Here is a 23102-nt window from a genome sequence, read left to right on the forward strand (position 1 = left end):
AAAAGTCAGGCTCGATAACACACTGAAATTATAAAGGTTTTTGGTGAAGCTTTTTCCAAAAAGCTTCGAAAGACGCCGCCTTATTTCGATCGAAAGACGGCACCCAAAAATTTTTCCTGTTTTTTATCAATGACTTGTTTTCAAACACTCTCTTATGGAGGTTGTCTGCACAGGCAATCCAGCGAAAATCCTGAAAATACAAAAGGCCGTTTGAAATTTTTGTCCAGCAACCCACTGGAATGGCAAATATTTTTGGAACATTATTTACAGGACAGCACATTTTCAAAAGACCGGGGAAACGCCTGAATTTTCCCATTCCTTATCAATGGTTATTTTCAAACACTTTCGAAAAAAGTTTTTGATGAAGATTTCCCCAGAAAGCTTCAAGGAAAGCCGCCTTTGTGAAAAAATCCGGCCCCCAGAAACTTTTGTTAGTTTTATCAGGATCACAGCGGGGCGGAGAGTTTCATGGACACGAAAACGGTGCGTATCGGCATTGCCGGGATCAATGGTCGGGTGGGCCGCCTGCTGCGTGAGGAAGTCGCGGCGGCTGGCGCCATTCTGGCGGGGGGGTCAACACGCAACGGCGTCATGGACCCTGCTGGCGGCGACACCATCGCCCCGCCCTGTCCTGTCTTTACCTCCATGGCGGACCTTGCACAGGTCTGCGATGTGGTAATCGACTTCACCAATGTCGCAACCGTGCGCGCACATGCCCAGGCCCTGACACAGGCCGGAACGGCATGGGTACTGGGCACGACCGGCCTGGGCGATGAAGATCAGGCGGCAGTCGAGCAGGCGGCCCGGCGCATTGCTGTGGTGCAGGCGGCGAACTTTTCCCCCGGGGTGACGTTGATGACCCGCCTGGCGCGCCAGATGGCCGCGGCCCTGCCGGGAGGCGAATATGATGCCGAAATACTGGAAATGCATCACAGGCAGAAAGTCGATGCCCCCTCAGGCACGGCGCTGGCGATTGGCAACGCCGTGGCGGACGGGCGCGGCATCGTGCTGAAGGACCATATCGAAACCGCCCGTGACGGACATACCGGCCCGCGTGCCGACGATGCCATCGGCTTCGCCGTCCTGCGCGGGGGACAGGTAGTGGGCGAACACAGCCTCATCTTTACGTCCGCCAACGAACAGCTTTCTCTGACCCACCGGTCCTTTAACCGCCGCATTTATGCCACTGGCGCGGTGCGCGCAGCACAGTGGAGCAGAACGCGGGAGGCTGGTCTGTATTCAATGGATAACGTACTGGGTCTGGAGTGAATTTCACGCACGCGATGGGGGTATTCCGCAAAAAAACTTGACGCTAACGGGAACTTCGGCCAAATCCGTGCACTGTTTAACGCCTGTGTTCGAGGCGTCCCATCGTCCTTTTACCAGACATTATGGAATTAACATGCGCAACAAAGGCGACTTTCTATTTACCTCGGAATCCGTATCGGAAGGACATCCTGACAAGGTTGCCGACCGGATCAGCGATACCGTTCTTGACGCGTTCCTGACGGCCGACGGTGAATCCCGCGTTGCGTGTGAAACCCTCGTCACGACCAACCGCATCGTCCTTGCCGGTGAAGTGCGTGGCCCTGCATCTGTCACGCCAGAGCAACTGATCGAAGGCGCGCGTGAAGCCGTGCGCGACATCGGGTATGACCAGCCGGGCTTTTCATGGAAAAACGCCGAGGTTGAATATTACCTGCATGCGCAATCCGCCGACATCGCCGTAGGCGTTGACAGCGCGGGCGAAAAGGACGAAGGCGCAGGCGATCAGGGGATCATGTTCGGCTTTGCCACGCGCGAAACCGAAAGCCTGATGCCGGCACCGCTGCATTACGCACATGGCATCCTTCATCGCATCCGTGACCTGCGCAAGGCGGGCGACCCGCGCGCCGCAGCCCTGCAGCCGGACGCCAAGAGCCAGGTCACCCTGCGTTATGTCGATGGCAAGCCGGTGGGCGCGACCTCGGTCGTGATCTCCACCCAGCATGTCGAAGGCGCAAGCCAGCAGGCCATCCGCGAAGACCTGCGCAGCGTGGTGAAGGATATCCTTCCCGAAGGCTGGATGTGCCCGGAAGAAGAATTCTACGTCAACCCGACCGGCGTTTTCGTGATTGGTGGTCCCGATGGGGATTGCGGCCTGACGGGACGCAAGATCATCGTTGACACCTATGGCGGGGCGGCCCCGCATGGCGGCGGCGCGTTCTCCGGCAAGGACCCGACGAAGGTTGACCGTTCCGCGGCCTATGCCTGCCGTTACCTGGCAAAGAACATCGTTGCGGCGGGCCTGGCCGATGCCTGCACGCTGCAGATCTCGTACGCCATCGGCGTGTCGCATCCGCTGTCGGTCTATGTTGACCTTGCAGAGACGGGCAAGGATGTGGATGAAGACAAGCTGGGCCGTGTCCTGCGCGAAGTGATGGACCTGTCGCCGCGCGGCATCCGCAAGCACCTGCGCCTGAACCGCCCGATCTATACCCAGACCTCCGCCTATGGCCATTTCGGCCGCACGCCCGACGCGGCGAAGGACGATTTCACGTGGGAGAAGACGGACCTCGTCGACACCCTGCGCAGCGCCTTCAACCGCTGAGTGCCTGACGGCGTGGCCGGTCCCGTTGATGGCGGGGCCAGTCACGCCATGACGCGATGCGGGCAATGCCCCATCGCATCCGACCAAGGATGACTTTTTTCATGACGGCTAGTGTGGATGTAAAGGCGTCACCCGATCGCCTGTACGGGCGCCAGCGTGGCCATCCCCTGCGTCCGCGCCAGCAGCGCCTGCTTGATCTGACGCTGCCCCGCATGCGCTTTCCCACAACCGCGATGGCGGACCCGGCCCACGCCTTTGGCCACACCCCACGTGAAATCTGGCTGGAGGTTGGTTTTGGCGGGGGCGAACACTCCCTTGCGCAGCACACGACCCATCCCGATGTGGGCTATATCGCGTGCGAGGTTTTTGACAACGGCCTGTGTTCGCTGCTGTCACGCCTTGTCCCCGACGATCACGAAGGTGATGCGCCGGTGCCCGATATGTTGCGCATATGGGACGAAGATGCGCGCATCCTGCTGCGTGAACTGCCCGATGCGTCGATCGCGCGCGCCTTCCTCTTGTTTCCCGATCCATGGCCAAAAGCACGCCATGCCAAGCGACGCTTTGTCCATCCGGATACGGTGCGCATGATGGCGCGCATCCTTAAACCCGGCGCAATCTGGCGCGTGGCCAGCGACGATCCCACCTATCAGGCCTGGGTGGAGGAAGTGATGGGTGCGCAGACATTATTCCGCACAGCCCCGCCGGTACTCGAACGCCCCGAAGGCTGGCCGCCGACACGGTATGAGGCCAAGGCGCTGAAGGCCGGACGGCAGCCATTTTACTGGACCTTTATACGAAACTGACGGCTTTTTCTGTGCCCCCCGATACACCATCGCACGCATGAAACGTCCGGGCGCGGCCCAGACCCGAACCCGAACCCGAACCCGAACCCGGCAGGGAACACGTTCCCTGCACCCTGATTCATTTGAAAATCATGGTTTCCAAAGGTCTATGACCCTTGAGGGGACTGGGACAAAGCCCCCGTAAACACCCCTTATGACAATACGGTCCCGGTCAGCCGTTCCGATACCTGCCACAAACGCTGTGCCAGTTGCAGGTCACGCGCGGCGGGCGGCACGACCGCCTCCGTCACGTTGCCACGCCGTTCCCCCCAGCCATCGGGCCCATAATACCCACCATCACGCGCCTGTGGCGCAGTAGCCGCAAACAGGATCGGCAGCGCACCACGTTCGGCTGATTGTCCCATCAGGGTAAAGGCCACCCGTGTCGCACGCCGCAGCAGGCGTTCACGCAATCCCTGCGGGCTGGTGGAACGGCTGGTGGCGATATCGGTCATGGCCCAGCCGGGATGGGCGGCGATGGAATGGATCGGCCATCCATGCTGGCGTGCCTGCCGGTCGAGTTCGAGGGCAAGTATCAGGTCGGCAAGCTTGCTCTGCCGATAGGCGCCGAAAGGGGTATAGCTGTGACGCGCCTGAAGGTCATCGAACACCAACCTGCCCTCCAACGCGGCAAGGCTTGCGACCGTGACGACCCGCGCGCCATTCCGCCCCGCACAGAGCAAGGGGCGCAGCCGCGCCGTCAGGGCGAACGGACCGAGGAAGTTTGTCCCGAACTGCAGTTCGAACCCATCAACGGTTTCCTGCCGCCGGGGTGCCCCCATGATACCTGCATTGTTGACGAGGATATCGACCGTCCCCGTGCGCCCTGACAGGTTCTGCGTGAAATCGGCGATGGAGTGCAGGGAGGCAAGGTCCAGCGTCATGAAATCAACCGTCCCATCCGGGCAGGCAACGCGCAACCGTTCCAGCGCGGCGGCCCCCTTGGCCGGGTTGCGCCCCGCAAGGATGACCTCCGCCCCGCGCGCAAGCAGCCCCTGTGCGGTGGCGTATCCCAACCCGCCAGTGGCCCCGGTGACAACCGCCACCTGCCCCTTCAGGCGCGGCGCCTGTGTGATATCCCACTGCACTGTCATGATGAGGCGTCCTGCTGTTCGGATTTCTGCATGTCTTTTTCCATGGCGGCTTCGGCTTCTTCGGTCAGGCGCTGTTCATTGCGACGCAGGAAGACAATGGAAGCCACAAGCCCGATGGCCCCCAGCACGCCAAAGGTGATACCCACGGGACCGGAGATCTGCATCACCTTATGTCCCAGGTAATAGGCCCCGAACGCATATCCCCCCGCCCATAACAGGCCGCCAAGCGCATTGAACACCAGGAAAAGATGCCACGGCATATGGTTCGCCCCGGCAAGCAGGGCAATGAATACGCGCAATATGGCGACAAAGCGCCCGAACAGGACGATTGTTCCCCCATGCCGCTTGAACAGGAACCGCCCCAGTTTCAGCCGTTTTGGCGTCAGGCCCAGCTTGGCGCCATGACGTTCCAGCAGCGGAAAGCCGAAGATACGACCGATCAGGTATCCAAGGTTGTCGCCCATGATCGCCCCCAGCACGGCAGCAGTGGCGACCCAGCGGATCTCCATATGATGCGTGCTGGCGCAATAGATCGCGGCGGAAATCAGAAGCGTTTCCGCAGGCAGCGGCACGCCCATGCTTTCCAGCATGACGATAACGCCGATTACGCCATAGCCATAATGCTGAAAAAGCTGTTCAAAATGCTGAAGCAGTGGACTTTACCCGTCTTGTGGCAAGTGTGGTGCATGAGGGACAAGGAGGGGGAATATCGGCACCACCCCCAGATGCCAAGTTCTATCACGACGTTCTGACGATGGCAGGAATAAAACATGGCTCCTTGCATATCCAATCCGGGCACATCCAGTCCGGTGGACCGGACCTCCCTTCCCTATGGCACATGGCCATCCCCCATCAGCGCGGATCTCGTCGCCGGGGCAACGCTGGGCCTGTCGGACGTACGGGCCGATGGGGCGGACATCTATTGGATTGAGGGACGCCCGGCCGAGGCAGGCCGCCGCGTGCTGGTGCGCTGGCGTGCGGGCGTCACGCGCGACATGACGCCGCCGCCATTCGATGTCGGCACGCGCGTCCATGAATATGGGGGCGGGGCCTATACCGCCGCGGGGGGACGGGTCGTCTTCAGCAACCGGGCCGACGGTTCGGTATGGCTGATCGACGGTGATGCCGCGCCGCGTGCGCTTGGCGGAATGGATGGCCTGCGCTTTGCCGATTTCGCACTCAGCCCGGATGGATGTTTCGTCTTTTGCGTGCGCGAAGACCACAACACGAATGGGGAGGCCGCAGCCGCCATCGTTGCCTTCGACTGCGGCGCGGATGCAGACCCCACGGATAATGGCGGCACGGCGCTGGTGATGGGACCGGATTTCCTCGCCAGCCCCCGCCCGTCGCCTGACGGACGCTTTATGGCATGGGTGGAGTGGGACCATCCCAACATGCCATGGGACGCAACCCGCCTGCGCGCGGCCTCCCTGTTGCAGGAGGGAACAGACATACCCCGCCTTGCCGCCCCCTGGACGCTGGCGGGTGATGACGGGACGGCACGATCCGTCATCGAACCCCGGTGGGAGGCGAACGGGAACCTGCTGGCATCATCGGACATCAGCGGATGGTGGAACCTCTACCGCTTCGATGTCGCAAATGCCTCCCCGGCGGTACCGGTGGTGCCCATGCAGGCGGAAATAGGTCTGCCGCAATGGATCTTTGGCCTGCGCAGTTACTGCCCGCTGCCGGATGGATCAATCCTTGCCCTTGCCATCCGCGATGGGGAAAACCGCATGCTGGTCCTGCGCGATGGCGCCGCCACACCGGTGGACCTGCATTTCCCCACACAATGCCCGGTCGCGCTGTCGGATGGGATGCTGGCGTGGCTGGATACACCACCAGACGATGCCGCATCGGTCATGCGCGGCGCACCGGGACAGGCCCCCACCGTCCTGCGCCGGGCGATCACACTGCCGATGGCGGCGGATGATATCGCCCATGCACAGGCCCTACACTTCCCCTTGTCCGATGCGGCGGCGGGAACAGGACATGCTTTTTTCTATCCCCCCGCCAATGCACGATATTGCGGCGTGACAGGAACGCTGCCGCCGCTGGTGGTGATGGCGCATGGCGGGCCGACAGGACGGGCGAACCCGGCATTTTCGTTCAAGGTGCAATGGTGGACGTCACGTGGCTTTGCCGTGGTGGATGTCAATTATGGCGGGTCCACCGGGTTCGGTCGCCCCTATCGCGAACGGCTGGAACGCGAATGGGGCATCGTGGATATCGACGACTGCATCGCCGCATGCCAGCACCTGATGACACAGGGGCTGGTGGACCCGAAACGCATCGTCATCCGTGGCAGCAGTGCAGGTGGACTGACGGTGCTGGGCGCGCTGGCGCGTTCCGACCTGTTCGCCGCCGGCACCAGCCTGTATGGCGTGACCGACCTGCGCGCACTGGCGCAGGAGACACACAAATTCGAATCCCGCTACCTCGATTCCCTGATCGGCCCCTATCCGCAGGACGAGGACACCTATATCGCGCGTTCCCCCCTGACGCAGGCGGCGGATATCCATGTGCCGGTCCTGTTCCTGCACGGGCTGGATGACAAGGTGGTGCCGCCCGCACAGGCGGACGAGATGGCGCGGGCCCTGCGGCAACGCGGCATCACCTGCGCACAGTATGAATTCGAAGGGGAAGGGCACGGATTCCGCAAGGAGGCAACAGTGCGCCGCGCCCTTGAACTGGAACTCGATTTCTACCGCCAGGTGCTCGGCCTGCCCACGGCGCAGGACGGCGAACACGTCGTCCTGCGGTAAATGAAAGCAAAGTTTCTGGTGAAGCTTTTTTCAAAAAGCGTCAAGGAACGCCGTCTTTTTGAAAAAAGGCGGCACCAGGGACTTTAACCCTTTCAGTCCTCTTCCGCGACGATGGCGGAGGATTCACGCGTGGGGCGGAAACGTCCCTCGCGCAATGCATCCTCGATATCCTCCAGCGAGGCGCCACGTGTTTCGGGCACGAAGAAATAGATGAACAGCACCGACGCCAGATTAACCCCGGCGTAGAACCACATCGTCCCACCCAGCGTGATGGTGGACACCAGCGTCAGCGCCGTGCTGGTTACAAGCAGGTCACTGCCCCACAGCATGGCGGAATGCAGGCTGGTGGCATTACCACGCATCGACAGGGGGAACATCTCCGCACCGAGCAGCCAGCCGACGACCTGAATGCCGCCCGCGTTGAACACCATGAACAGCAGCATGAAGATGATGATCATCCAGCTTCCGATGCTGCCTTTGTCCGGGTGGATCAGGAACATGATGCCCAGCCCGATCAGGCTGAGGACCGAACCCGGCCCCATCACCAGCACAAGGCGACGGCGACCGATACGATCCACGATATTCGACCCCAGTACCGTCATGACCAGATAGACGATGGAGATGCCGATACTGGCCAGCAGGGCGGCCGAACTGCCAAACCCCGCATCCGACAGGAAGGTCGGCGCGTAATAGATCATCATCTCCAGCCCGCCAGCCTGCGTAAAGAACGCAACACCAAGCGCGGCAACCAGCGCGGGTCGCACCCATGACTGCATCAACCCACGCCAGCCGCTCTCATGAGCGGCCGCATCGTCATTTGCAGTCACCTGGATACGCTTGATCTCCTTGCGGATCTCGCGCCGGGTGGTGCGGATGCGGCGCAACTGCTCGATGGCGGAATCAAGGCTTTCGTTCTCCGCCGCCCAACGCGGGCTCTTGGGCAGGAAGAACATGGAAACAAAGACAACCGCCGCCGGGATGGCCGCGATCGCCACCATCGGGCGCCATCCCCATGCATCACGCGCGGCAAAGCCGATGACATTGGCGGCAAAAATACCGACACCGATGGCGATGTTGAACATCGTGACCATGTGCCCGCGCTTTTTCGCCGGTGCCAGTTCGGAGATGTACATCGGCACGACCTGCGTCGAGCCCCCCACCGCCAGCCCAAGGAACACGCGTGCGGCGATCAGGGCATAGACATCAGGTGCCCATGCACAGGCCAGCGCGCCAGTGACGAACACCGCGGTGACGATCATGACGGAGTTACGCCGTCCAAAGCGTTCAGACATCCACCCGGTGATGAACGACCCCATGACCGCCCCCGCCAGGATCGCGGAGGCCACCATTTCCTGATAAAAACTGCTGAGGTGAAAATCGCGCGTAATCAGCAGCAATGCGCCAGAGACGATACCGGTATCGTAGCCATAGAGGCCACCGCAGATGGCGGCCACGATGGCTGCGAGCCAGAGCGTCTTTTGTGCGTTGGGCGAGATTTCGAGGTCGGACAGATCGGGAATGGGTTCAGGCTGCGCCGAGGGGGCGGCCGGGGATTGTGGGGAATAATTCTGCATGCCTGTTCCTTATGGCTTGGTGTCTGTTTAATTCCCGGCGTCACGCAGGGTTCCATCCGTTTCGCACCGGACATGCCCCGCCGCGCCAAGGGCGGACTTCATTTCATCGACATGCGCCATGGTCGCATGGAACGCGGACCAGTCATCATCGCTGGCGATGGGGCGCCATATGTCCTCCACCGCATCAATCCACATCGTGCATGGATCGTCGCGCGTGAAATAGGGCAACGTGACATCGACACCCGCACGTGGCGGATGGTTTTCGATCTGGCTTCGCAACGTCTGAAAGGAAGGAGAGGCGTAGAAATACTTCCTCGGTCCAGACATGGCACGGTCGTGACTGATGGCACCACCATACCAGTCAAAGAACGAAAATTCAAACCCGATCGTGCTTTCTTCGAGAAAAGACCAAACGGATTCGCGCAATTCTGTGGACGTATTTCTTGATATTTCCTTTATACCAAGGCGTTGCAGAGTACAAATATCGAGGAATCTTTCGTATCTTTGCGGAAAATTTTCAAAAATACTTCTTATTTTCTCCATTTCCGAAAATGGCAGCAGGCATTCCGCCATCCGCGCCAGATTCCACATCATCGCCGTGGGCTGCCGGCCAAAGGCATACAGGCCGGAATGATCGAAATAGGCAGCCGTGAATGAGGGGTCGTAATGCGTGGCGAACCGCCACGGACCGTAATCAAAGCTTTCACCCGCGATATTGATGTTGTCGGTATTAAGCACCCCATGGACAAACCCGGCCGTCATCCACTGCGCCGTCAGCAATGCAAGGCGCGTACACAGCGCATCGAACAGGGCCGCCGCCGGATCTTGCGCGCCCGACAGGGCGGGATAGTACGTCGCCACCACGTAATCGAGCAGACGGCGCAGCGATGGCGTATCCTGCATCGCGGCAAGGCGCTGGAACGTGCCGATACGAATATGCGAATGCCCCAGCCGCGCCAGCACGCATGAACGCGTGGGCGACGGCTCGTCCCCGCGGTGCAGCGCCTCCCCCGTCTCGATCACGCTCAGGCTGCGCGAGGTGGTGACACCGATCGCGTCCAGCGTTTCGCTCGCCAGAATTTCACGCATGCCCCCCTTGAGCGTCAGGCGTCCATCCCCCCCACGGGACCATGGGGTTGTACCGCTGCCCTTCGTCCCGATATCAAGCAACCGCCCATCACACGCATCATATAACTGCGCGAACAAGAAACCGCGCCCATCGCCAAGGTCGGGGTTATAGGACTGGAACTGATGGCCGTGATAGCGCAGCGCCAGCGGCTGCTGCAGGCTGCCGGGCAGGGGGTCGAACCGACCGAAATGGGCAATCCACTCCGCCCCCGTCAGCGTGTCGAGGCCAATGCGCGCCGCCGCGTCCTGATTGCGAAACCGCAGGATATGGGCCGGAAAGTCAGCCGGTCGCACCGGATCGTAAAACGCATCCCCAAGGGTCATGTGCCGTGTGTCAGGACGATAGTCAGGGGAAAAGGGCATGGGCTTCAACCTTGGGAATGGGATCGGACAGGCAGGTCCAGCGAGAGGGGGGCAGATGCGAAACAGGCGGCGACCTGACGCATATCCACCGCATCGCCATCACGGCAGGACCATTGCGGGGCGTTATCGCGGTCGATCAGGCGCGCCCGGACCCCTTCGGCAAAATCCGGGCGCTCGATCAACGCGCAGACAAGGCGGAACTCCTGCTCCAGCACCATATCAAGGTTTGGCAACGCCCGCGCCGCGAAAAATGCACGCCATGCCAGTTCTACCGCGAACGGGTCCGCCTGTGCCAGCGCGGCGCGATCGGCCTGCGCCCACGGCGCATCGCAGTTACGCAGGCGTTCGGCCACCCCCCCCATGTCCGGTGCATCATACACGGCGTCAATCCCCGCAACGTCCCCCCACCCGCCATCGACCACCGACACATGTGACGCAAGGTCCAGCACACGTCCCGCCGGATGACGCGCCAGGTCATCCGCCAACTGCGCCAGATCGCACGAGGGTACCATCCGGTCGGCAAAGCCACATGCGATGGCCTGCGCCCCATCCATCCGCCCCCCCGTTACAGCCAGACGCAGGCCCGACAGGCCCGGCGCGCGCGACAGCAGGTACGACCCGCCCGCATCCGGGGTCAGGGCAATCGCGACCTCCGGCATGGCAAGGATGGAAGTTTCCGTCACAATCCGGTGGCGTACATGCCCGCCCAGCCCGATGCCTCCGCCCATCGCGATGCCGTCCATGAAGGAGACGACCGGTTTGGGATATCCCGCCAGCATGGAGACCAGACGGTAACTGGTGCGAAAAACCGCGCGCGCGGCCCCGGCCCCCTGTGCCCGCAACAGCGTGATGAGTGCACGCAGGTCCGCCCCGGCGCAGAAAGCGCGTGAAGACGTGCTGTCGATTACAATGGTGCGGACCTCGCGATCCTCCCGCCAGCGGGCAAGGCAGGCGGCAATCGCCTCGATCATGCCGATATCAAGCGCATTGAGCGCGCGCGGGCGGTCCAGCGTGATGCGCCCCAGATGCCCGTGACGTGAAATGCGCAGCGTTTCATGTGTCATCGCAACGGCGTCTCCCGAATTGTCGATCTTCTTCAAGCATGACAGAATAAGGAAACGGAACCCCCGTCAGGGGCATGTTTTAATCAACGCGCGATCATGTGACGTCAGGAAGAACAGGAAACAGTATGGGTATCGACGCCCGGACCTATCGGGATGCAATGGCGCGACTGGGCGCGGCGGTCAGCGTGGTGACGACCGGCACGCTGGAGGACCCGGCCGGTTTCACGGCATCGGCGGTATGTTCCGTCACCGACACCCCCCCGACCCTGCTGGTCTGTGTCAACCGTGCATCGCGCATCCGCCCGCGCTTTCGTGAAGGGGCGGCGATGTGCATCAACGTCCTGTCCGCAGCACAGCAGGAGATTTCCGGCGTGTTCGCCTCCGCACAGGAGCAGCATGAACGCTTCGCCTCCGGCCACTGGGCCACGCTGACGACCGGGGCCCCTGTTCTGGCGGAAGCCGTGACCTCCTTTGACTGCCGGATCGAGCGCATCGTGGAGGTCGGGACGCATAGCGTGATGTTCGGCGCGGTGGAAAGCCTGCGCACCGGGGACAGTCATGGTGGCCTGATCTATTTCAACCGCACCTATCACATGCTGCCTCCGTCCGACGAAGCCTGAAAGAGTTTTACCAACACCGCGTTACCGAAAAATGAAAATTTCAGATGTCGCCCGTTCTGGAACAGGGGCGACATCTGTTGATGCTTTACGAAAAAAGATTCACGAAAAACATTCATGACTTTCAACAGGTTGTCGGGGGGACATGTTTCCATCCGCCATCCAGGACATGCCACCATGCCGTCCCGGGCGTGGGTTTTACGTGAAATTAATCCCTTTGCGACCGTATGGACCTTCCCGGACATGGCAGGATACGGCGGATGCGCATACCCAGACCACGCAACGACACGACACGGCAGGACGGGGACGACGGACCGGACGTTCCGGTCGTGTCGTGGCGCGTACTGATCGGGATACAGGTGGGGGTGACAGTATTCATCCTGATCATGGCGTGGTGGGACAGTTCACTGCCGCGTTAAAAAACGCCACCCGACCATACCATCATCAGGAAGATGGGCATTCCCCGGTGTCATCCTTTGCCCAAGAGACACCCCGATACCTGTCAGATGTTCCCCCGCAGGCCATGCCCACAGTGCCGGGGCTTCATCACCGCAGGATTGAGGCGTATATCCTTCCCACGGGATGACAGGAGCAAGCCGGACAGATGGGCAATGATGATCGTCGTGACGATGCGCGAACAGCAGGTGACGGCCCGACCTTTACCCCCGCGGTCGAACAGATGCTGGAACGCGCGCATGACATGTGCCGTCGCCATGGCGCACGCCTGACACAGCAGCGGCGTCAGGTGCTGGGGCTTGTCCTGAGTGCGGACCGACCGGTCGGGGCGTACGATCTGCTTGACCGCCTGCGCCGCGATACGAAGGGGGCCGCCCCGCCCACCGTCTATCGCGCGCTGGATTTCCTGCTTGAACACGGCCTGATTCACAAGATCGAACGCCTGTCAGCCTTCGTCGCCTGCCGCCATATGCTTCACAACGCACATGACTGTGAAAACCATCTCCACAGTGCGCAATTCCTGATCTGCACACGATGCGGGCATGTCACCGAACTTGAAGACAGCCAGATCGTCCATGCACTGGTAGCCGCGACACAGGCACGCAAATTCAGCATCCGTACCTCCACCATAGAGGCCGAGGGCATCTGCGCCGCCTGTGCCTGACAATATTTCCTGACAATATTTTCGAAACAGTATGCACAAAACAGGCCCGCCAGATCTTCAGGCATGGCGTTTTTTCAGGGGGGCGGCATCCTTTAAGAGATTGTTTGAAAACAACTCATTGATAAAAAATAAGAAAAGTTTTTGGGTGCCGCCTTTTTTCAAAAAGGCGGTGTCTTCTGAAGCTTTTTAGAAAAAGCTTCACCAAAAACCTTTATAATTACAGTATGTTATCAAGCCTGACTTTTCAAACAGTCTCTAATATTTCTTGCGCGTTTCAGCCCCCGCCAACGACAGACCCCACCCCACATTACAGTAATTGCATCCCCATCGCATTTCCCGGCATGATGCGGGTCCACCTGCCACCATAGGGGCGGCAGGCAGAGCACAAACCACAGAGTCCCGCAGCCGGGCGGAGTGTCGCGATGACGCGTTCGCGTCGCAACGAAACGGGCGAACTGCCCCTGCCGCATCCCCCCGCTGCCCCGCGGGACAACGGGTCGGTACCCGCCCCGAAAAAGCGCACCCCACGCCCGCCTGCCCCCCCACCAGCAGGACAGGAAGACCTGTTCGCGCGTCCCCTGCCACCCGTCCCGGTCCCACCCCGCCGGGTTACGCATCTTGATGCGACGGAAATCGGCCTGTCCCCCGTCCCCTTGCGTCACTTCGGGCCTGCCGACGCCACGGACGGTTTTTTCTATATCGTCACGACCTCGTCACAGGCCGATGCCATGCTGGCGCATGGCCTGTCCATCAGCCCCCGCACGCCCGTATCCCTGACGGAGCGGCCAGGCGTCATGGCATGGTACGTGGACATGAGCGAGGATATGGAGGCGATATCGGATGAAGGCGGTGTGGCGATCCTGCGGCTGCGGCGTTTTATGGTGAATGATCTGGTTGAAAATGATCCTGATCATACCCGTGCCTATGGGGTTCCATGTTACTTCCTGACTGGTGTGACGCGCGCCGCGCCGATCTGAAACAGGAATTGAAACAGGCCAGCCCACCTGCGCCATCGCGAATTTAAGCTGAAACCGATGGGGGCCATCGCCCACCACCAGTTGGTCACGAAGAAAAAATAAATGAAGGATCATTACATATGAATCAGTCCGTCACGCAGCCTGTGGGGTCATCGCGCATGCGCTCCGTGATTATCGGGTGCCTTGCGGCGCTGGCGGGCCTGATGGCTGGTCTGGATATCGGTGTCATTTCTGGCGCGCTGGATTTCGTGGCCAAGGAATTCCATGCCTCCACCGTGGCGCAGGAATGGATCGTCAGTTCCATGATGGCAGGCGCGGCCGTGGGATCAATGTGCGCAGGATGGATGTCACACCATATCGGGCGCAAGCGGACGCTGCTGGTGGGTGCGGTGGTGTTCGTGCTTGGCTCCGTCGGGTGTGCGCTGGCATGGTCAGTGCCGTCGATGATCATGGGCCGCACGGTCATGGGGCTGGCAATCGGGGTCGCGGCCTTCACCGCGCCGCTCTACCTGTCGGAAATCGCAAGCGAGACCGCACGCGGGGCCATGATCTCCACCTATCAGTTGATGATTACGGTGGGCATCTTCCTGGCATTCATGAGCAATACGTTCTTCGGCTATTCCGGCAACTGGCGCGGCATGTTCGCCGTGGCGGCGGTACCGGGGGTGCTGTTCCTGATCGGCGCGCTGTTCCTGCCTTTCAGCCCGCGCTGGCTGATGATGAAAGACCGCCGCAGCGAAGCGCTGGAGGTGCTGGTCAACCTGCGTGACAGCCGCAGCGACGCCCGACGCGAAATCCAGAGCATCAGCGACCAGCTCCAGCAGAAGCAGAAGGGCTGGGCATTACTGGCGAACCGTAATTTCCGCCGTTCCATCCTGCTGGGAATGGGGTTGCAGATCATGCAGCAACTGGCTGGCGTGAACGTGGTCATGTATTACGCGCCCAAGATCTTTGCCCTGGCGGGATATGTCGGCCCGGCACAACTGTGGTGCACGGCGATGGTCGGGCTGGTGAACATGCTGGCGACATTCGTGGCCATCGGGCTGGTGGACAGATGGGGGCGCAAGCCGATCCTGTATTCAGGATTCCTGATCATGGCGGTCGGTATGGGGGGCCTTGGGGTACTGCTCAATGCGCTGCCTCTGGGACCGGGGGAGCAGATCATCGCCGTGTTCATGCTGATGATCTATATTTCAGGCTTTTCCATGTCGGCTGGTCCCCTGATCTGGGTCCTGTGTTCAGAGGTGCAGCCGCTGCAGGGGCGTGACCTTGGCATTTCCATTTCCACGCTGACCAACTGGATCGCCAACATGATCATTGGCGCGACCTTCCTGTCGCTGCTGCAATGGATCGGCAATGGCCCGACCTTCTGGATGTTCGCAGCGTTCAACCTGGCGTTCGTATTCGTGACGTGGCGCTTCATCCCTGAAACGCGGGACATGAGCCTTGAAGGAATTGAAAAGCGCCTGATGGCGGGCCTGCCACTGCGCGAGATCGGGCAACCCTCGCGCAAGGCGGCACAGGCTACCACCGCGACGGGGCCGTCATGAACTGTGGTTTACGGACCTTATCATTCCCATAAGAGACTGTTTGAAAAGTCAGCCTCGATAACATACTGAGATTCTAAAGGTTTTTGGTGAAGCTTTTTCTAAAAAGCTTCAGAAGACGCCGCCTTTTTGAAAAAAAGCGGTACCCAAAAAATTTTCTTGTTTTTTATCAACAGTTTGTTTTCAAACAGTCTCTAAGAAAATAAAATTCTGGGGTGCTGCATTTCTCAAGGACGGCAGTACCCCCCTTGAGGCATGTTGAAAAATATTCACTGAAAAACTCTGATATTTTCACGATATTCCGGTCTGTCCCTGAATTATGAAAGCCCGGAATATCCCGGCTCTGTATAGGAAGTGCAGGCTTTTTCACCTGCCCCGGCACCAAGTCACGGTTTCCAGAGGGCAAAGCCCTCTGGCCGGTTTCAGGGCAGCACCCCGGCCTGTAGAATCCATGGCCTGTCGCACCAATTTCAAGCCCCCAAAACTCTGTCCACTGTCCGCGCCACAGACTGCCGCCAGTTCGGCAGACTGGCCCCGAACACCTGCTTCAGTTTCGTGCAATTCAGGCGGGAATCCTGCGGCCTTTCCGCCGGAGTGGGCCAGTCCTGCGTACGGATAGCCTCTATTTCCGGCAGTGTCTGACCATGACGGGCGGCCTGTTCCAACGTGGCGACCGCAAGACCATGCCATGTCGTCTCCCCCTGCGCGGTGGCGTGATAAACGCCGGGATAAGCCACCTGCCATCCCGTTTCTTCAATCCGGGCGATGATGGCAAAGATGGCCTGCGCAAGATCATCGGAACTGGTGGGGTTGCCAAACTGATCGCCCACCACACGCAATTTCGGGTTTTTGGCCCCGGCGGCGATCATGGTCTTAACGAAGTTCTTGCCATGCGCCGAATACACCCACGCAGTTCTCAAGATGATGGCCTGTGGGCATGCTGCCCGAACTGCTGTTTCCCCCGCCGCCTTCGTTGCGCCATAGACCGTGCGGGGTGAGGTCGGGTCACTCTCCACATACGGCGTGCCCTTGTCCCCGGCGAAGACATAATCCGTCGATATATGGATCAGTCCGCACCCCTGCGTCGCACATACCGATGCCAGAATAGCAGGCCCGGTCTGGTTGGCACGGGATGCAGCAGCGACCTCGGTTTCCGCCGCATCCACAGCAGTCCACGCCGCAGCATTCACCACAAAGGCCGGATCATACCGCGCGACCACTGCGTCGATGGTTTCAGGCCGGTCAAAATCGAAATCTGGACGACCGACCTTAATCACGCGCGCACCTCCCACATCGGCCAGTGAGACGGCAAGTTGACCATTGCCCCCTGTCACCAGAACCGGTTTCAGCGTTGGGGCCTCACGCATGGGGAAACCATCCATGAGCCGCAGCAAAACCGGGTGCGACTTTATCCTTGTCCGACAGGATCGCACCCTCCTGCGCGATGGGCCAGTCGATCTTCAATTCGGGGCAGTTCCAGATCACAGCGCGTTCCGATGCCTTGTCATACAGGCTCGTGCATTTGTACTGCACCTCGGAATTATCGCTCATAGTGACAAAACCATGGAGGAAACCCGGCGGTAGCCAGAGCTGTGACCAGTTATCTTCCGACAGTTCCGCCGCAACCCATTGCCCATAGGTCGGTGAGCCCATGCGCGCATCCACCGCGACATCCCAGATCGCCCCCCGGGTACACCGCACAAGTTTGCCCTGCGCATGGGGGGCAAGCTGACAGTGCAGTCCACGCACGACCCCCTTATGCCGCGACAGGCTCTGGTTATCCTGCACGAAGGGGGTGTGAATACCGGCATCCGCCATCCGATGCAGGTTGTAGGTTTCGGAAAAGAAGCCGCGAGGGTCACCAAAACGCGCTGGCGTCACCAGAATGACATCAGGTATGGCAAGACGTTCGATTTTCATTCTCCGCACCTCAATCATATCGTCCCGGACATCAGACGTTCATCAGGCTCCGGGATCAGGACTTGTATCGGTAAGGTAGAAGAGAAAAGTTGCCGCGATATGAATGTCAGGCACCGGGAAATAAAGGCATAGGAAAACGATTCATGGATATTGGGCGGGCTGCCCAGACACAAAATTTCAAGGGAAAATGGAAAAATCTTCGTGCCTGTTTTTAATGTTTTCTTGTTTAGTAATGTAGTTTTAAATCAAACAGGCAAAATACAGAACACTTGTCCGTAGAGCCTGCATGACGCTCTGGGAAATTTTCGGGATTCTGCTTGCAACATACTATAAATACAGTGATTTTAAAAAAACACCCCTCAAAAAAACTCTTGGTGACATAAGCAAGAGTCGTGATGGGTATCCTCCTGAAAAACGGGATTTTGATAGAAATATACTATGCCATAAACATAATACTACAGAAGTGAAATGAAAAAATATTTTGTAATACGCGCGTGTTTCTGACCTTAGATTTTTTAAGGGAATATTTGAAAACATGCATTTGATAAAAAACAGAAAAAGTTTTCTGATGTTACCTTTCGATCAAAAAAGGCGACGTCTTTCGAAGATTTTTGAAAAAATCTTCACCAAAAACTTTTATTATTCCATGATCTTATAGGACTTAGCTTTTTAAACCGTCTTCAAGAGGTTATTTGAAAAATTACCCTCAATAACATGCTGAAATTATAAATATTTTCAGTGAATCTTTCCTGAAAATCTTCAGAAGACGCCGCCTTTTGAAAAAGGCGGCACCCAAAATATTTTCTTATTTTTTATCAATGATTTGTTTTTAAAAAATCTCTAAAAATCTTCTCCAGCATCCCAATATTATGTGGGAAACAAAAAAGTAGACAGAGCCTGCGCCTGCTGGCGGATTTCAGGAATGGCCGTAGTTTCAAACAGGCTTCCCGCACGTAACGGGCCAATTGCATGCAGCCATGGTGACACCAGCCCATCATGACCAAAAAGCGCACCGTTGGCATCAGTCGCAAAGGTGCTGCCAAGATCACCATGAACCGCCATGCCAAGAGCAAACAGTTCATGCAACAGCGGATTATCCACGCGACCGAAATTCGTATCCGGTGCCGTGCAGTTCATGACCATATCGGCCATCAGATGATATTCCCCCTCGCTGGCTCGTACATGAACCCGCAGGCCATGGCGATCCCCTGACACGGCCGCCACATGGCCACGGCGGACAATGAGATGACCAGAAGCCATTTCTTCGACAATCCGCCGCGCAACAGGTGGGGCCATACGATGGCGCGCCGTATGCCAGCGATGAAAAAGATGCCTGCGGAACCGCCATCGCTCCTTGTCCGACAAACGCGCCCACAGGGCATTGCTACAGGGCCGCAATGAATCCACGGCTGCCCGCCACGATACACCATCTTTCAGGGCCAGGCGCACGTGATGCAGATACTGCCGTGCCGTGGGCAACGTATCCATGGGAATAACCGGGGCAGGCACGGGTTCGACCGGGCCATGCGCACAAGGTAACAGGCCATGGCGCGAGATCATCGTGATAACACCGCCATATCCTCCGGCCCTCAGACGCAGCAGGATATCAATCGCGGTCAGGCCGGAACCGACAAGGACAACCGGTGCATCCGCCTCTGGCCAGCGGGGCCATGTGTCCCAGACAGCCCGGACATATCGTCCCGAGTTACGGACAACGTCATCACAACATGGAATATCCACCGGCAGCGCATGTCCCATGGCAAGAACCGTTCTTCCTGCCTCTACTCTGCTGCCGTCATCCATATGGAGGATGGCCGAATTGCCACGATTCTCCAGCCGGGTCACACATTGATGAAGAACAGGGACATTGCTTGTGGCGAACCGTGCCGCCAGATATTCCCCCCACAGCATGCGCGGCATGAAAGATGTGCCATCCGCCGCCCCATCCCCACGCTGTGACAGCCATGCAACAAAATCTTCCGGTGCATCAGCCAACGCGCCCATATTGCCCGCGCGCACATTCAACAGGTGGGCGGGTTCCGTTGTCGAATAGGCAACGCCACGTGCAAGGCCCTTCCGGGGTTCGATAACCAGTAATCCCGCAGGATCAGTTCTGCGCGCCAGATGAAGGGCGGCAAGAACGCCACTCGCCCCGCCCCCGATGATCGCGATCCGGGTTTTCATATGATCCTTTCTCACAACAGGCTGGGCTGACATCGGCCGGACCGCCATTCGGCATATCTTCGCCTCCCTTGGTCAATCCATGGAAAAGAAACAAAGTTTTGCAACGCATTGTCTGAATTATGCTTGGCGAAAGACTGACGGTGGTGCGGATTGGGATGCAAACGGCCTTACCTGCCAGACACGACTGGAATGACTTGGGACGTCGCTGACACTATGCCGGGGCCTCCCAATCGTTTAGTGAGCGTTTTAAAACAACTCATTGATAAAAAATAAGAAAAGTTTTGGGCGCCGACTTTTTTCGAAAAGGCGGCGTCTTCTGAAGCTTTTTAAGAAAAAGCTTCACCAAAAACCTTTATAATTTCAGGATGTTATTGAGCCTGACTTTTTAAACAGCCTCTTATCGCCCCCCTGTCAAACCAGGACAGTTTTCAGGCATCCGTATGGGGTTCCGACACTGGCGCTACCATCATGAGGGGGATTCGTATATTTTCGACTTTGAGGCAGGGAGAAAATTTCACGTGATCGTCGTAACGGGTGGGGCCGGTTTTATTGGTTCGAACATTGTTGCTGCCCTCAATGAGGTGGGGCGGATGGATGTCGTGGTCTGCGACACATTGGGAAATGATGGAAAGTGGCATAACCTACGCAAACGTGTGATCCAGGATATCGTCCCCCCCCATGAACTCATGTCATGGCTGGAACAGCATGAAGATATCGAAGCGGTTATCCATATGGGTGCCAATTCCTCCACCCTTGCCAAGGATGGCGATGAGGTGATGGAAAGTAATTTCCGTTTCTCACTCTCCCTTCTCGACTGGTGCACGGCACGTGGTGTCAAGCTGATCTATGCCTCGTCCGCGGCAACATACGGCGATGGCACACAGGGGTTCAGCGATCACCTGTCACTGGCCCATCTGCGGACTTTGCGACCGCTTAACCTTTATGGCTGGAGCAAACATCTGTTTGATCAGGTGGTCGCAACCCGGATGGAAAGCGGGAAGAAGCTGCCCCCTGTTTGCGTGGGCCTCAAATTCTTCAACGTCTTTGGCCCTAATGAACAGCATAAAGGGTCGATGATGAGTCTGGCGTCGAAATATTTCGACAAGATCAAAGCAGGCGAAACCATTGACCTTTTCCGTTCCCACCATCCGGATTACAAGGATGGGGAACAGTTACGCGACTTCGTGTATGTGGAAGATATTCTTGGCGTGATCCTGTGGCTTTTGGATCAATCCCATAGGGTAGCCCTCTATAATGTCGGAAGCGGCCAGGCACGGAGCTTTCGCAATCTGGTCGGGGCCATCTTCGATGTTCTGGGGCAGGAACACCGTATCCGCTTCATTGATATGCCAGAAGAAATACGACCACGATATCAATATTTTACAAAGGCCGATGACACACGCCTGCGCACAGATGGCTATAACAGGCCGGGCACCAGGCTGGAGGATGCCATCGCGCATTTTGTGCGGACCTATCTCGATACGGACGACCCCTATCGATAAGAGGCTGTTTGAAAAGTCAGGATTAATAACATCCTGAAATTATAAATGTTTTTTGTGAAGCCTTTCCTAAAAGGCCTTGAATATTATTTGAAAACAACGCATTGATAAACAATAGAAAACGATTTTTGGTGTTGTCTTTCGATCGAAAACGGCGACATCTTGCGAAGCTTTTTGAAAAAAGCTTCACCAAAAACTTTTATGATTTCACGATCTTATCGGACTTGCTTTTTCAAACAGTCTCTAAGTCGCGAAGGAATTTGTATGGAATACAAAAAACCTGATTTCATAACAAATTTTCATCATTTTTACAAAAACGCCCCTTCTGTCCGATCGCCGTGAAATTACAAAAGTTTCTGGAAAAATTCCTCAAACATCTTTTATTAAAAACAGTTTTTCAAAATAATCGCCCAAGAAACTTTTGTTATTTTACCAATTTTCTACAGACAGGCATCCATGACACCTGCCCGTTCACTCATCAGGTTCGGGCATGCGCCAGAACAGCCCTGTACATTGCAGCAAGCCTCTTCTGATAGGCGGCGGGAGAGAACATCTCAGCCTGTGACATACCTTTTTCACAGAGCGATTTACACAGATCATCATCCTGATCCAGTCTGGCAATGCCCGCCTCGATTGATGCCAGGTCGTACGCATCGACCATAAGCGTCGCATCACCGGCAACTTCAGGCAACGCCCCTTCCTTGCTTGTCAGGACAGGTGCCCCAAGCGCCATGGCTTCAAGGACCGGCAACCCAAACCCTTCCGTGAGGGAAGGGAACAACAAGGCGCGCGAACTGCTTACCAATTTCTGCAGCGTAGCCCGTGACACATAATCAAGCCGGATAATACGCCCCAGTTCGATCCCATATTCAATCAGGCGATTATCTTCCTCATTCTTCCATGCCATGGCGCCAATAATGACCAGCTTCCGCGACGAACGTGTCGCCAGGAATGCCTGTATGATCCGACCGATATTTTTCTTGGGTTCCAAGGACCCGCAGAACAGGAAATATTCCTTTGGCATCAGTCCGAATTTACTGATATCAATTTTTTCAGCGTCATCCGTATTTTCAGAATAGACATCCAGCGACTGATAAGTATTGAATACCTTGTCCCGCGCTTCCGGGAAGAACGAAAGAAAATCATTCCTGCTGGATTCCGACACGGTACATACCGCATCTGAAACTTCTGAAATACGCTTCAGAAGATTGAAATGGTATTTCTTGTTATCCAGTGTCGTACTTGGGAAAACAAGCGGAACCATATCATGCACTGTATATATATTATAAGACTCTTCGACGATTATTGGAAGCGGGTAAGTCCAGTGCATGATTTGTGGTGGATTGGGAATGCGGATACGTAAAAATTTCCCGGTCTTGTTGAAATATTGCGGTGCGCGCTGAAAAAGACCACGGATATTCAGCAGGCGTTCAAAATCGGGCAGGCGATCCTTATGCATGCGCCGTTCGATACGCCCCGACAGGGGAACGGGCGTTGCGGTAATGCCCCTCACATCGCGAAAAGATTCCTTCAGCCAGTGAGGCGTGGGAAATTTCCCACGCTTCCACCTGTTCTCCCGACCGATCTGATCAAAAAACAGGACTTCGCGTAACGATGCAGGCGTGGAATCCAGAAAATTCAGTCCGTATAGCCCGGATAACCTGCAATGCAACGCCTGCAAATTATATGAAAGTACACGCGCATATGTCGCAATCCCTGTACCTTTTTCCAGAGCAAGGTTAAACCCATCAATACAGATCGAACAAGGAAAGGAACTATGGTCCGTCATTTACGCCGTTCTTTCGCAGAGGTCGC

The 23102-nt window shown here is 57.5% G+C and carries 19 protein-coding genes; 10 read left to right on the forward strand and 9 right to left on the reverse strand.

What is annotated here, in order from left to right; translation table 11 throughout:
- The first annotated feature begins 468 nt into the window (after positions 1 to 468).
- The 3 genes from dapB to trmB all read left to right on the forward strand — a co-directional run bounded on the left by dapB (position 469) and on the right by trmB (position 3396).
- Positions 469 to 1269 (forward strand): 4-hydroxy-tetrahydrodipicolinate reductase, encoded by an 801-nt coding sequence (gene dapB / locus IFJ82_RS00785; RefSeq protein WP_003616846.1) that lies wholly within the window; start codon positions 469 to 471, stop codon positions 1267 to 1269.
- A 133-nt stretch (positions 1270 to 1402) separates the two neighbouring features.
- Positions 1403 to 2590, forward strand: a complete 1188-nt coding sequence (gene metK, locus IFJ82_RS00790; protein WP_003616845.1) for a methionine adenosyltransferase — start codon at positions 1403 to 1405, stop codon at positions 2588 to 2590.
- A 101-nt stretch (positions 2591 to 2691) separates the two neighbouring features.
- Positions 2692 to 3396 (forward strand): tRNA (guanine(46)-N(7))-methyltransferase TrmB, encoded by a 705-nt coding sequence (gene trmB / locus IFJ82_RS00795; protein WP_192265279.1) that lies wholly within the window; start codon positions 2692 to 2694, stop codon positions 3394 to 3396.
- A 191-nt stretch (positions 3397 to 3587) separates the two neighbouring features.
- Here trmB and IFJ82_RS00800 read toward each other — a convergent pair whose 3' ends face one another.
- A complete protein-coding gene (locus IFJ82_RS00800) occupies positions 3588 to 4529 on the reverse strand; it encodes an SDR family oxidoreductase (RefSeq protein WP_003616840.1) in 942 nt (313 codons plus the stop codon).
- Positions 4526 to 5119, reverse strand: coding sequence for a DedA family protein (locus tag IFJ82_RS00805; protein ID WP_003616838.1), 594 nt, complete (start codon positions 5117 to 5119; stop codon positions 4526 to 4528). The genes IFJ82_RS00800 and IFJ82_RS00805 overlap by 4 nt, the downstream gene beginning before the upstream one ends.
- Positions 5120 to 5299: 180 nt before the next feature.
- Between IFJ82_RS00805 and IFJ82_RS00810 the strand changes: the two genes are divergently transcribed.
- The gene (locus IFJ82_RS00810; protein ID WP_192265281.1) at positions 5300 to 7294 is read left to right on the forward strand and encodes a S9 family peptidase; all 1995 of its coding nucleotides are present in this window, start codon (positions 5300 to 5302) and stop codon (positions 7292 to 7294) included.
- A 92-nt stretch (positions 7295 to 7386) separates the two neighbouring features.
- Here the strand turns inward: IFJ82_RS00810 and IFJ82_RS00815 are convergent, their stop codons facing one another.
- The 3 genes from IFJ82_RS00815 to IFJ82_RS00825 are packed head-to-tail and all read right to left on the reverse strand — an operon-like array spanning position 7387 to position 11423.
- A complete protein-coding gene (locus IFJ82_RS00815) occupies positions 7387 to 8868 on the reverse strand; it encodes a sugar porter family MFS transporter (RefSeq protein WP_003616832.1) in 1482 nt (493 codons plus the stop codon).
- 27 nt (positions 8869 to 8895) lie between these two features.
- Positions 8896 to 10359, reverse strand: coding sequence for a protein adenylyltransferase SelO family protein (locus IFJ82_RS00820; protein ID WP_192265283.1), 1464 nt, complete (start codon positions 10357 to 10359; stop codon positions 8896 to 8898).
- Between the two features lie 5 nt (positions 10360 to 10364).
- Positions 10365 to 11423, reverse strand: a complete 1059-nt coding sequence (locus IFJ82_RS00825; protein ID WP_192265285.1) for an enoyl-CoA hydratase/isomerase family protein — start codon at positions 11421 to 11423, stop codon at positions 10365 to 10367.
- Between the two features lie 125 nt (positions 11424 to 11548).
- Here IFJ82_RS00825 and IFJ82_RS00830 point away from each other — a divergent pair, with 125 nt between their 5' ends.
- The 5 genes from IFJ82_RS00830 to IFJ82_RS00850 all read left to right on the forward strand — a co-directional run bounded on the left by IFJ82_RS00830 (position 11549) and on the right by IFJ82_RS00850 (position 15687).
- On the forward strand, positions 11549 to 12043 hold the full coding sequence (locus tag IFJ82_RS00830) for a flavin reductase (RefSeq protein ID WP_003616827.1): 495 nt from the start codon (positions 11549 to 11551) through the stop codon (positions 12041 to 12043).
- 257 nt (positions 12044 to 12300) lie between these two features.
- Entirely contained in the window at positions 12301 to 12459 is a 159-nt protein-coding gene (locus IFJ82_RS00835) for a hypothetical protein (protein WP_003616824.1), read from the forward strand.
- Between the two features lie 185 nt (positions 12460 to 12644).
- Positions 12645 to 13160, forward strand: coding sequence for a transcriptional repressor (locus IFJ82_RS00840; protein WP_003616823.1), 516 nt, complete (start codon positions 12645 to 12647; stop codon positions 13158 to 13160).
- 422 nt (positions 13161 to 13582) lie between these two features.
- Positions 13583 to 14137: a hypothetical protein gene (locus IFJ82_RS00845; RefSeq protein ID WP_192265286.1), complete on the forward strand. Its 555-nt coding sequence runs from the start codon at positions 13583 to 13585 to the stop codon at positions 14135 to 14137.
- A 119-nt stretch (positions 14138 to 14256) separates the two neighbouring features.
- Positions 14257 to 15687: a sugar porter family MFS transporter gene (locus tag IFJ82_RS00850; RefSeq protein ID WP_003616818.1), complete on the forward strand. Its 1431-nt coding sequence runs from the start codon at positions 14257 to 14259 to the stop codon at positions 15685 to 15687.
- A gap of 467 nt (positions 15688 to 16154) precedes the next feature.
- Here IFJ82_RS00850 and rfbD read toward each other — a convergent pair whose 3' ends face one another.
- From rfbD to IFJ82_RS00865, 3 genes are all read right to left on the reverse strand, one after another.
- Positions 16155 to 17051: a dTDP-4-dehydrorhamnose reductase gene (rfbD, locus tag IFJ82_RS00855; protein ID WP_192265288.1), complete on the reverse strand. Its 897-nt coding sequence runs from the start codon at positions 17049 to 17051 to the stop codon at positions 16155 to 16157.
- Entirely contained in the window at positions 17044 to 17604 is a 561-nt protein-coding gene (gene rfbC / locus IFJ82_RS00860; protein WP_192265290.1) for a dTDP-4-dehydrorhamnose 3,5-epimerase, read from the reverse strand. Before rfbC ends, rfbD begins: the two co-directional genes overlap by 8 nt.
- Positions 17605 to 18471: 867 nt before the next feature.
- Positions 18472 to 19788, reverse strand: a complete 1317-nt coding sequence (locus IFJ82_RS00865) for an FAD/NAD(P)-binding protein (protein ID WP_192265292.1) — start codon at positions 19786 to 19788, stop codon at positions 18472 to 18474.
- 518 nt (positions 19789 to 20306) lie between these two features.
- Here IFJ82_RS00865 and rfaD point away from each other — a divergent pair.
- The gene (gene rfaD / locus IFJ82_RS00870; RefSeq protein WP_040510312.1) at positions 20307 to 21290 is read left to right on the forward strand and encodes an ADP-glyceromanno-heptose 6-epimerase; all 984 of its coding nucleotides are present in this window, start codon (positions 20307 to 20309) and stop codon (positions 21288 to 21290) included.
- Between the two features lie 475 nt (positions 21291 to 21765).
- Here rfaD and IFJ82_RS00875 read toward each other — a convergent pair whose 3' ends face one another.
- On the reverse strand, positions 21766 to 23076 hold the full coding sequence (locus IFJ82_RS00875) for a glycosyltransferase family 4 protein (protein WP_192265294.1): 1311 nt from the start codon (positions 23074 to 23076) through the stop codon (positions 21766 to 21768).
- Positions 23077 to 23102 lie beyond the last annotated feature (26 nt).

The sequence above is a fragment of the Novacetimonas hansenii genome (genome assembly GCF_014843995.1).
Taxonomy (GTDB): Bacteria; Pseudomonadota; Alphaproteobacteria; order Acetobacterales; family Acetobacteraceae; genus Novacetimonas; species Novacetimonas hansenii.

Excerpts from the sequence above, each read along its gene's own strand:
- trmB (WP_192265279.1), top strand. The coding sequence starts at position 2,692 with ATGACGGCTAGTGTGGATGTAAAGGCGTCACCCGATCGCCTGTACGGG.
- dapB (WP_003616846.1), top strand. The coding sequence starts at position 469 with ATGGACACGAAAACGGTGCGTATCGGCATTGCCGGGATCAATGGTCGG.
- IFJ82_RS00845 (WP_192265286.1), top strand. The coding sequence starts at position 13,583 with ATGACGCGTTCGCGTCGCAACGAAACGGGCGAACTGCCCCTGCCGCAT.
- IFJ82_RS00815 (WP_003616832.1), bottom strand. The coding sequence starts at position 8,868 with ATGCAGAATTATTCCCCACAATCCCCGGCCGCCCCCTCGGCGCAGCCT.
- rfbD (WP_192265288.1), bottom strand. The coding sequence starts at position 17,051 with ATGCGTGAGGCCCCAACGCTGAAACCGGTTCTGGTGACAGGGGGCAAT.
- IFJ82_RS00850 (WP_003616818.1), top strand. The coding sequence starts at position 14,257 with ATGAATCAGTCCGTCACGCAGCCTGTGGGGTCATCGCGCATGCGCTCC.
- IFJ82_RS00825 (WP_192265285.1), bottom strand. The coding sequence starts at position 11,423 with ATGACACATGAAACGCTGCGCATTTCACGTCACGGGCATCTGGGGCGC.
- IFJ82_RS00820 (WP_192265283.1), bottom strand. The coding sequence starts at position 10,359 with ATGCCCTTTTCCCCTGACTATCGTCCTGACACACGGCACATGACCCTT.
- IFJ82_RS00835 (WP_003616824.1), top strand. The coding sequence starts at position 12,301 with ATGCGCATACCCAGACCACGCAACGACACGACACGGCAGGACGGGGAC.
- IFJ82_RS00840 (WP_003616823.1), top strand. The coding sequence starts at position 12,645 with ATGGGCAATGATGATCGTCGTGACGATGCGCGAACAGCAGGTGACGGC.
- metK (WP_003616845.1), top strand. The coding sequence starts at position 1,403 with ATGCGCAACAAAGGCGACTTTCTATTTACCTCGGAATCCGTATCGGAA.
- IFJ82_RS00865 (WP_192265292.1), bottom strand. The coding sequence starts at position 19,788 with ATGAAAACCCGGATCGCGATCATCGGGGGCGGGGCGAGTGGCGTTCTT.
- IFJ82_RS00800 (WP_003616840.1), bottom strand. The coding sequence starts at position 4,529 with ATGACAGTGCAGTGGGATATCACACAGGCGCCGCGCCTGAAGGGGCAG.
- rfbC (WP_192265290.1), bottom strand. The coding sequence starts at position 17,604 with ATGAAAATCGAACGTCTTGCCATACCTGATGTCATTCTGGTGACGCCA.
- IFJ82_RS00805 (WP_003616838.1), bottom strand. The coding sequence starts at position 5,119 with ATGCTGGAAAGCATGGGCGTGCCGCTGCCTGCGGAAACGCTTCTGATT.
- IFJ82_RS00875 (WP_192265294.1), bottom strand. The coding sequence starts at position 23,076 with ATGACGGACCATAGTTCCTTTCCTTGTTCGATCTGTATTGATGGGTTT.
- IFJ82_RS00810 (WP_192265281.1), top strand. The coding sequence starts at position 5,300 with ATGGCTCCTTGCATATCCAATCCGGGCACATCCAGTCCGGTGGACCGG.
- IFJ82_RS00830 (WP_003616827.1), top strand. The coding sequence starts at position 11,549 with ATGGGTATCGACGCCCGGACCTATCGGGATGCAATGGCGCGACTGGGC.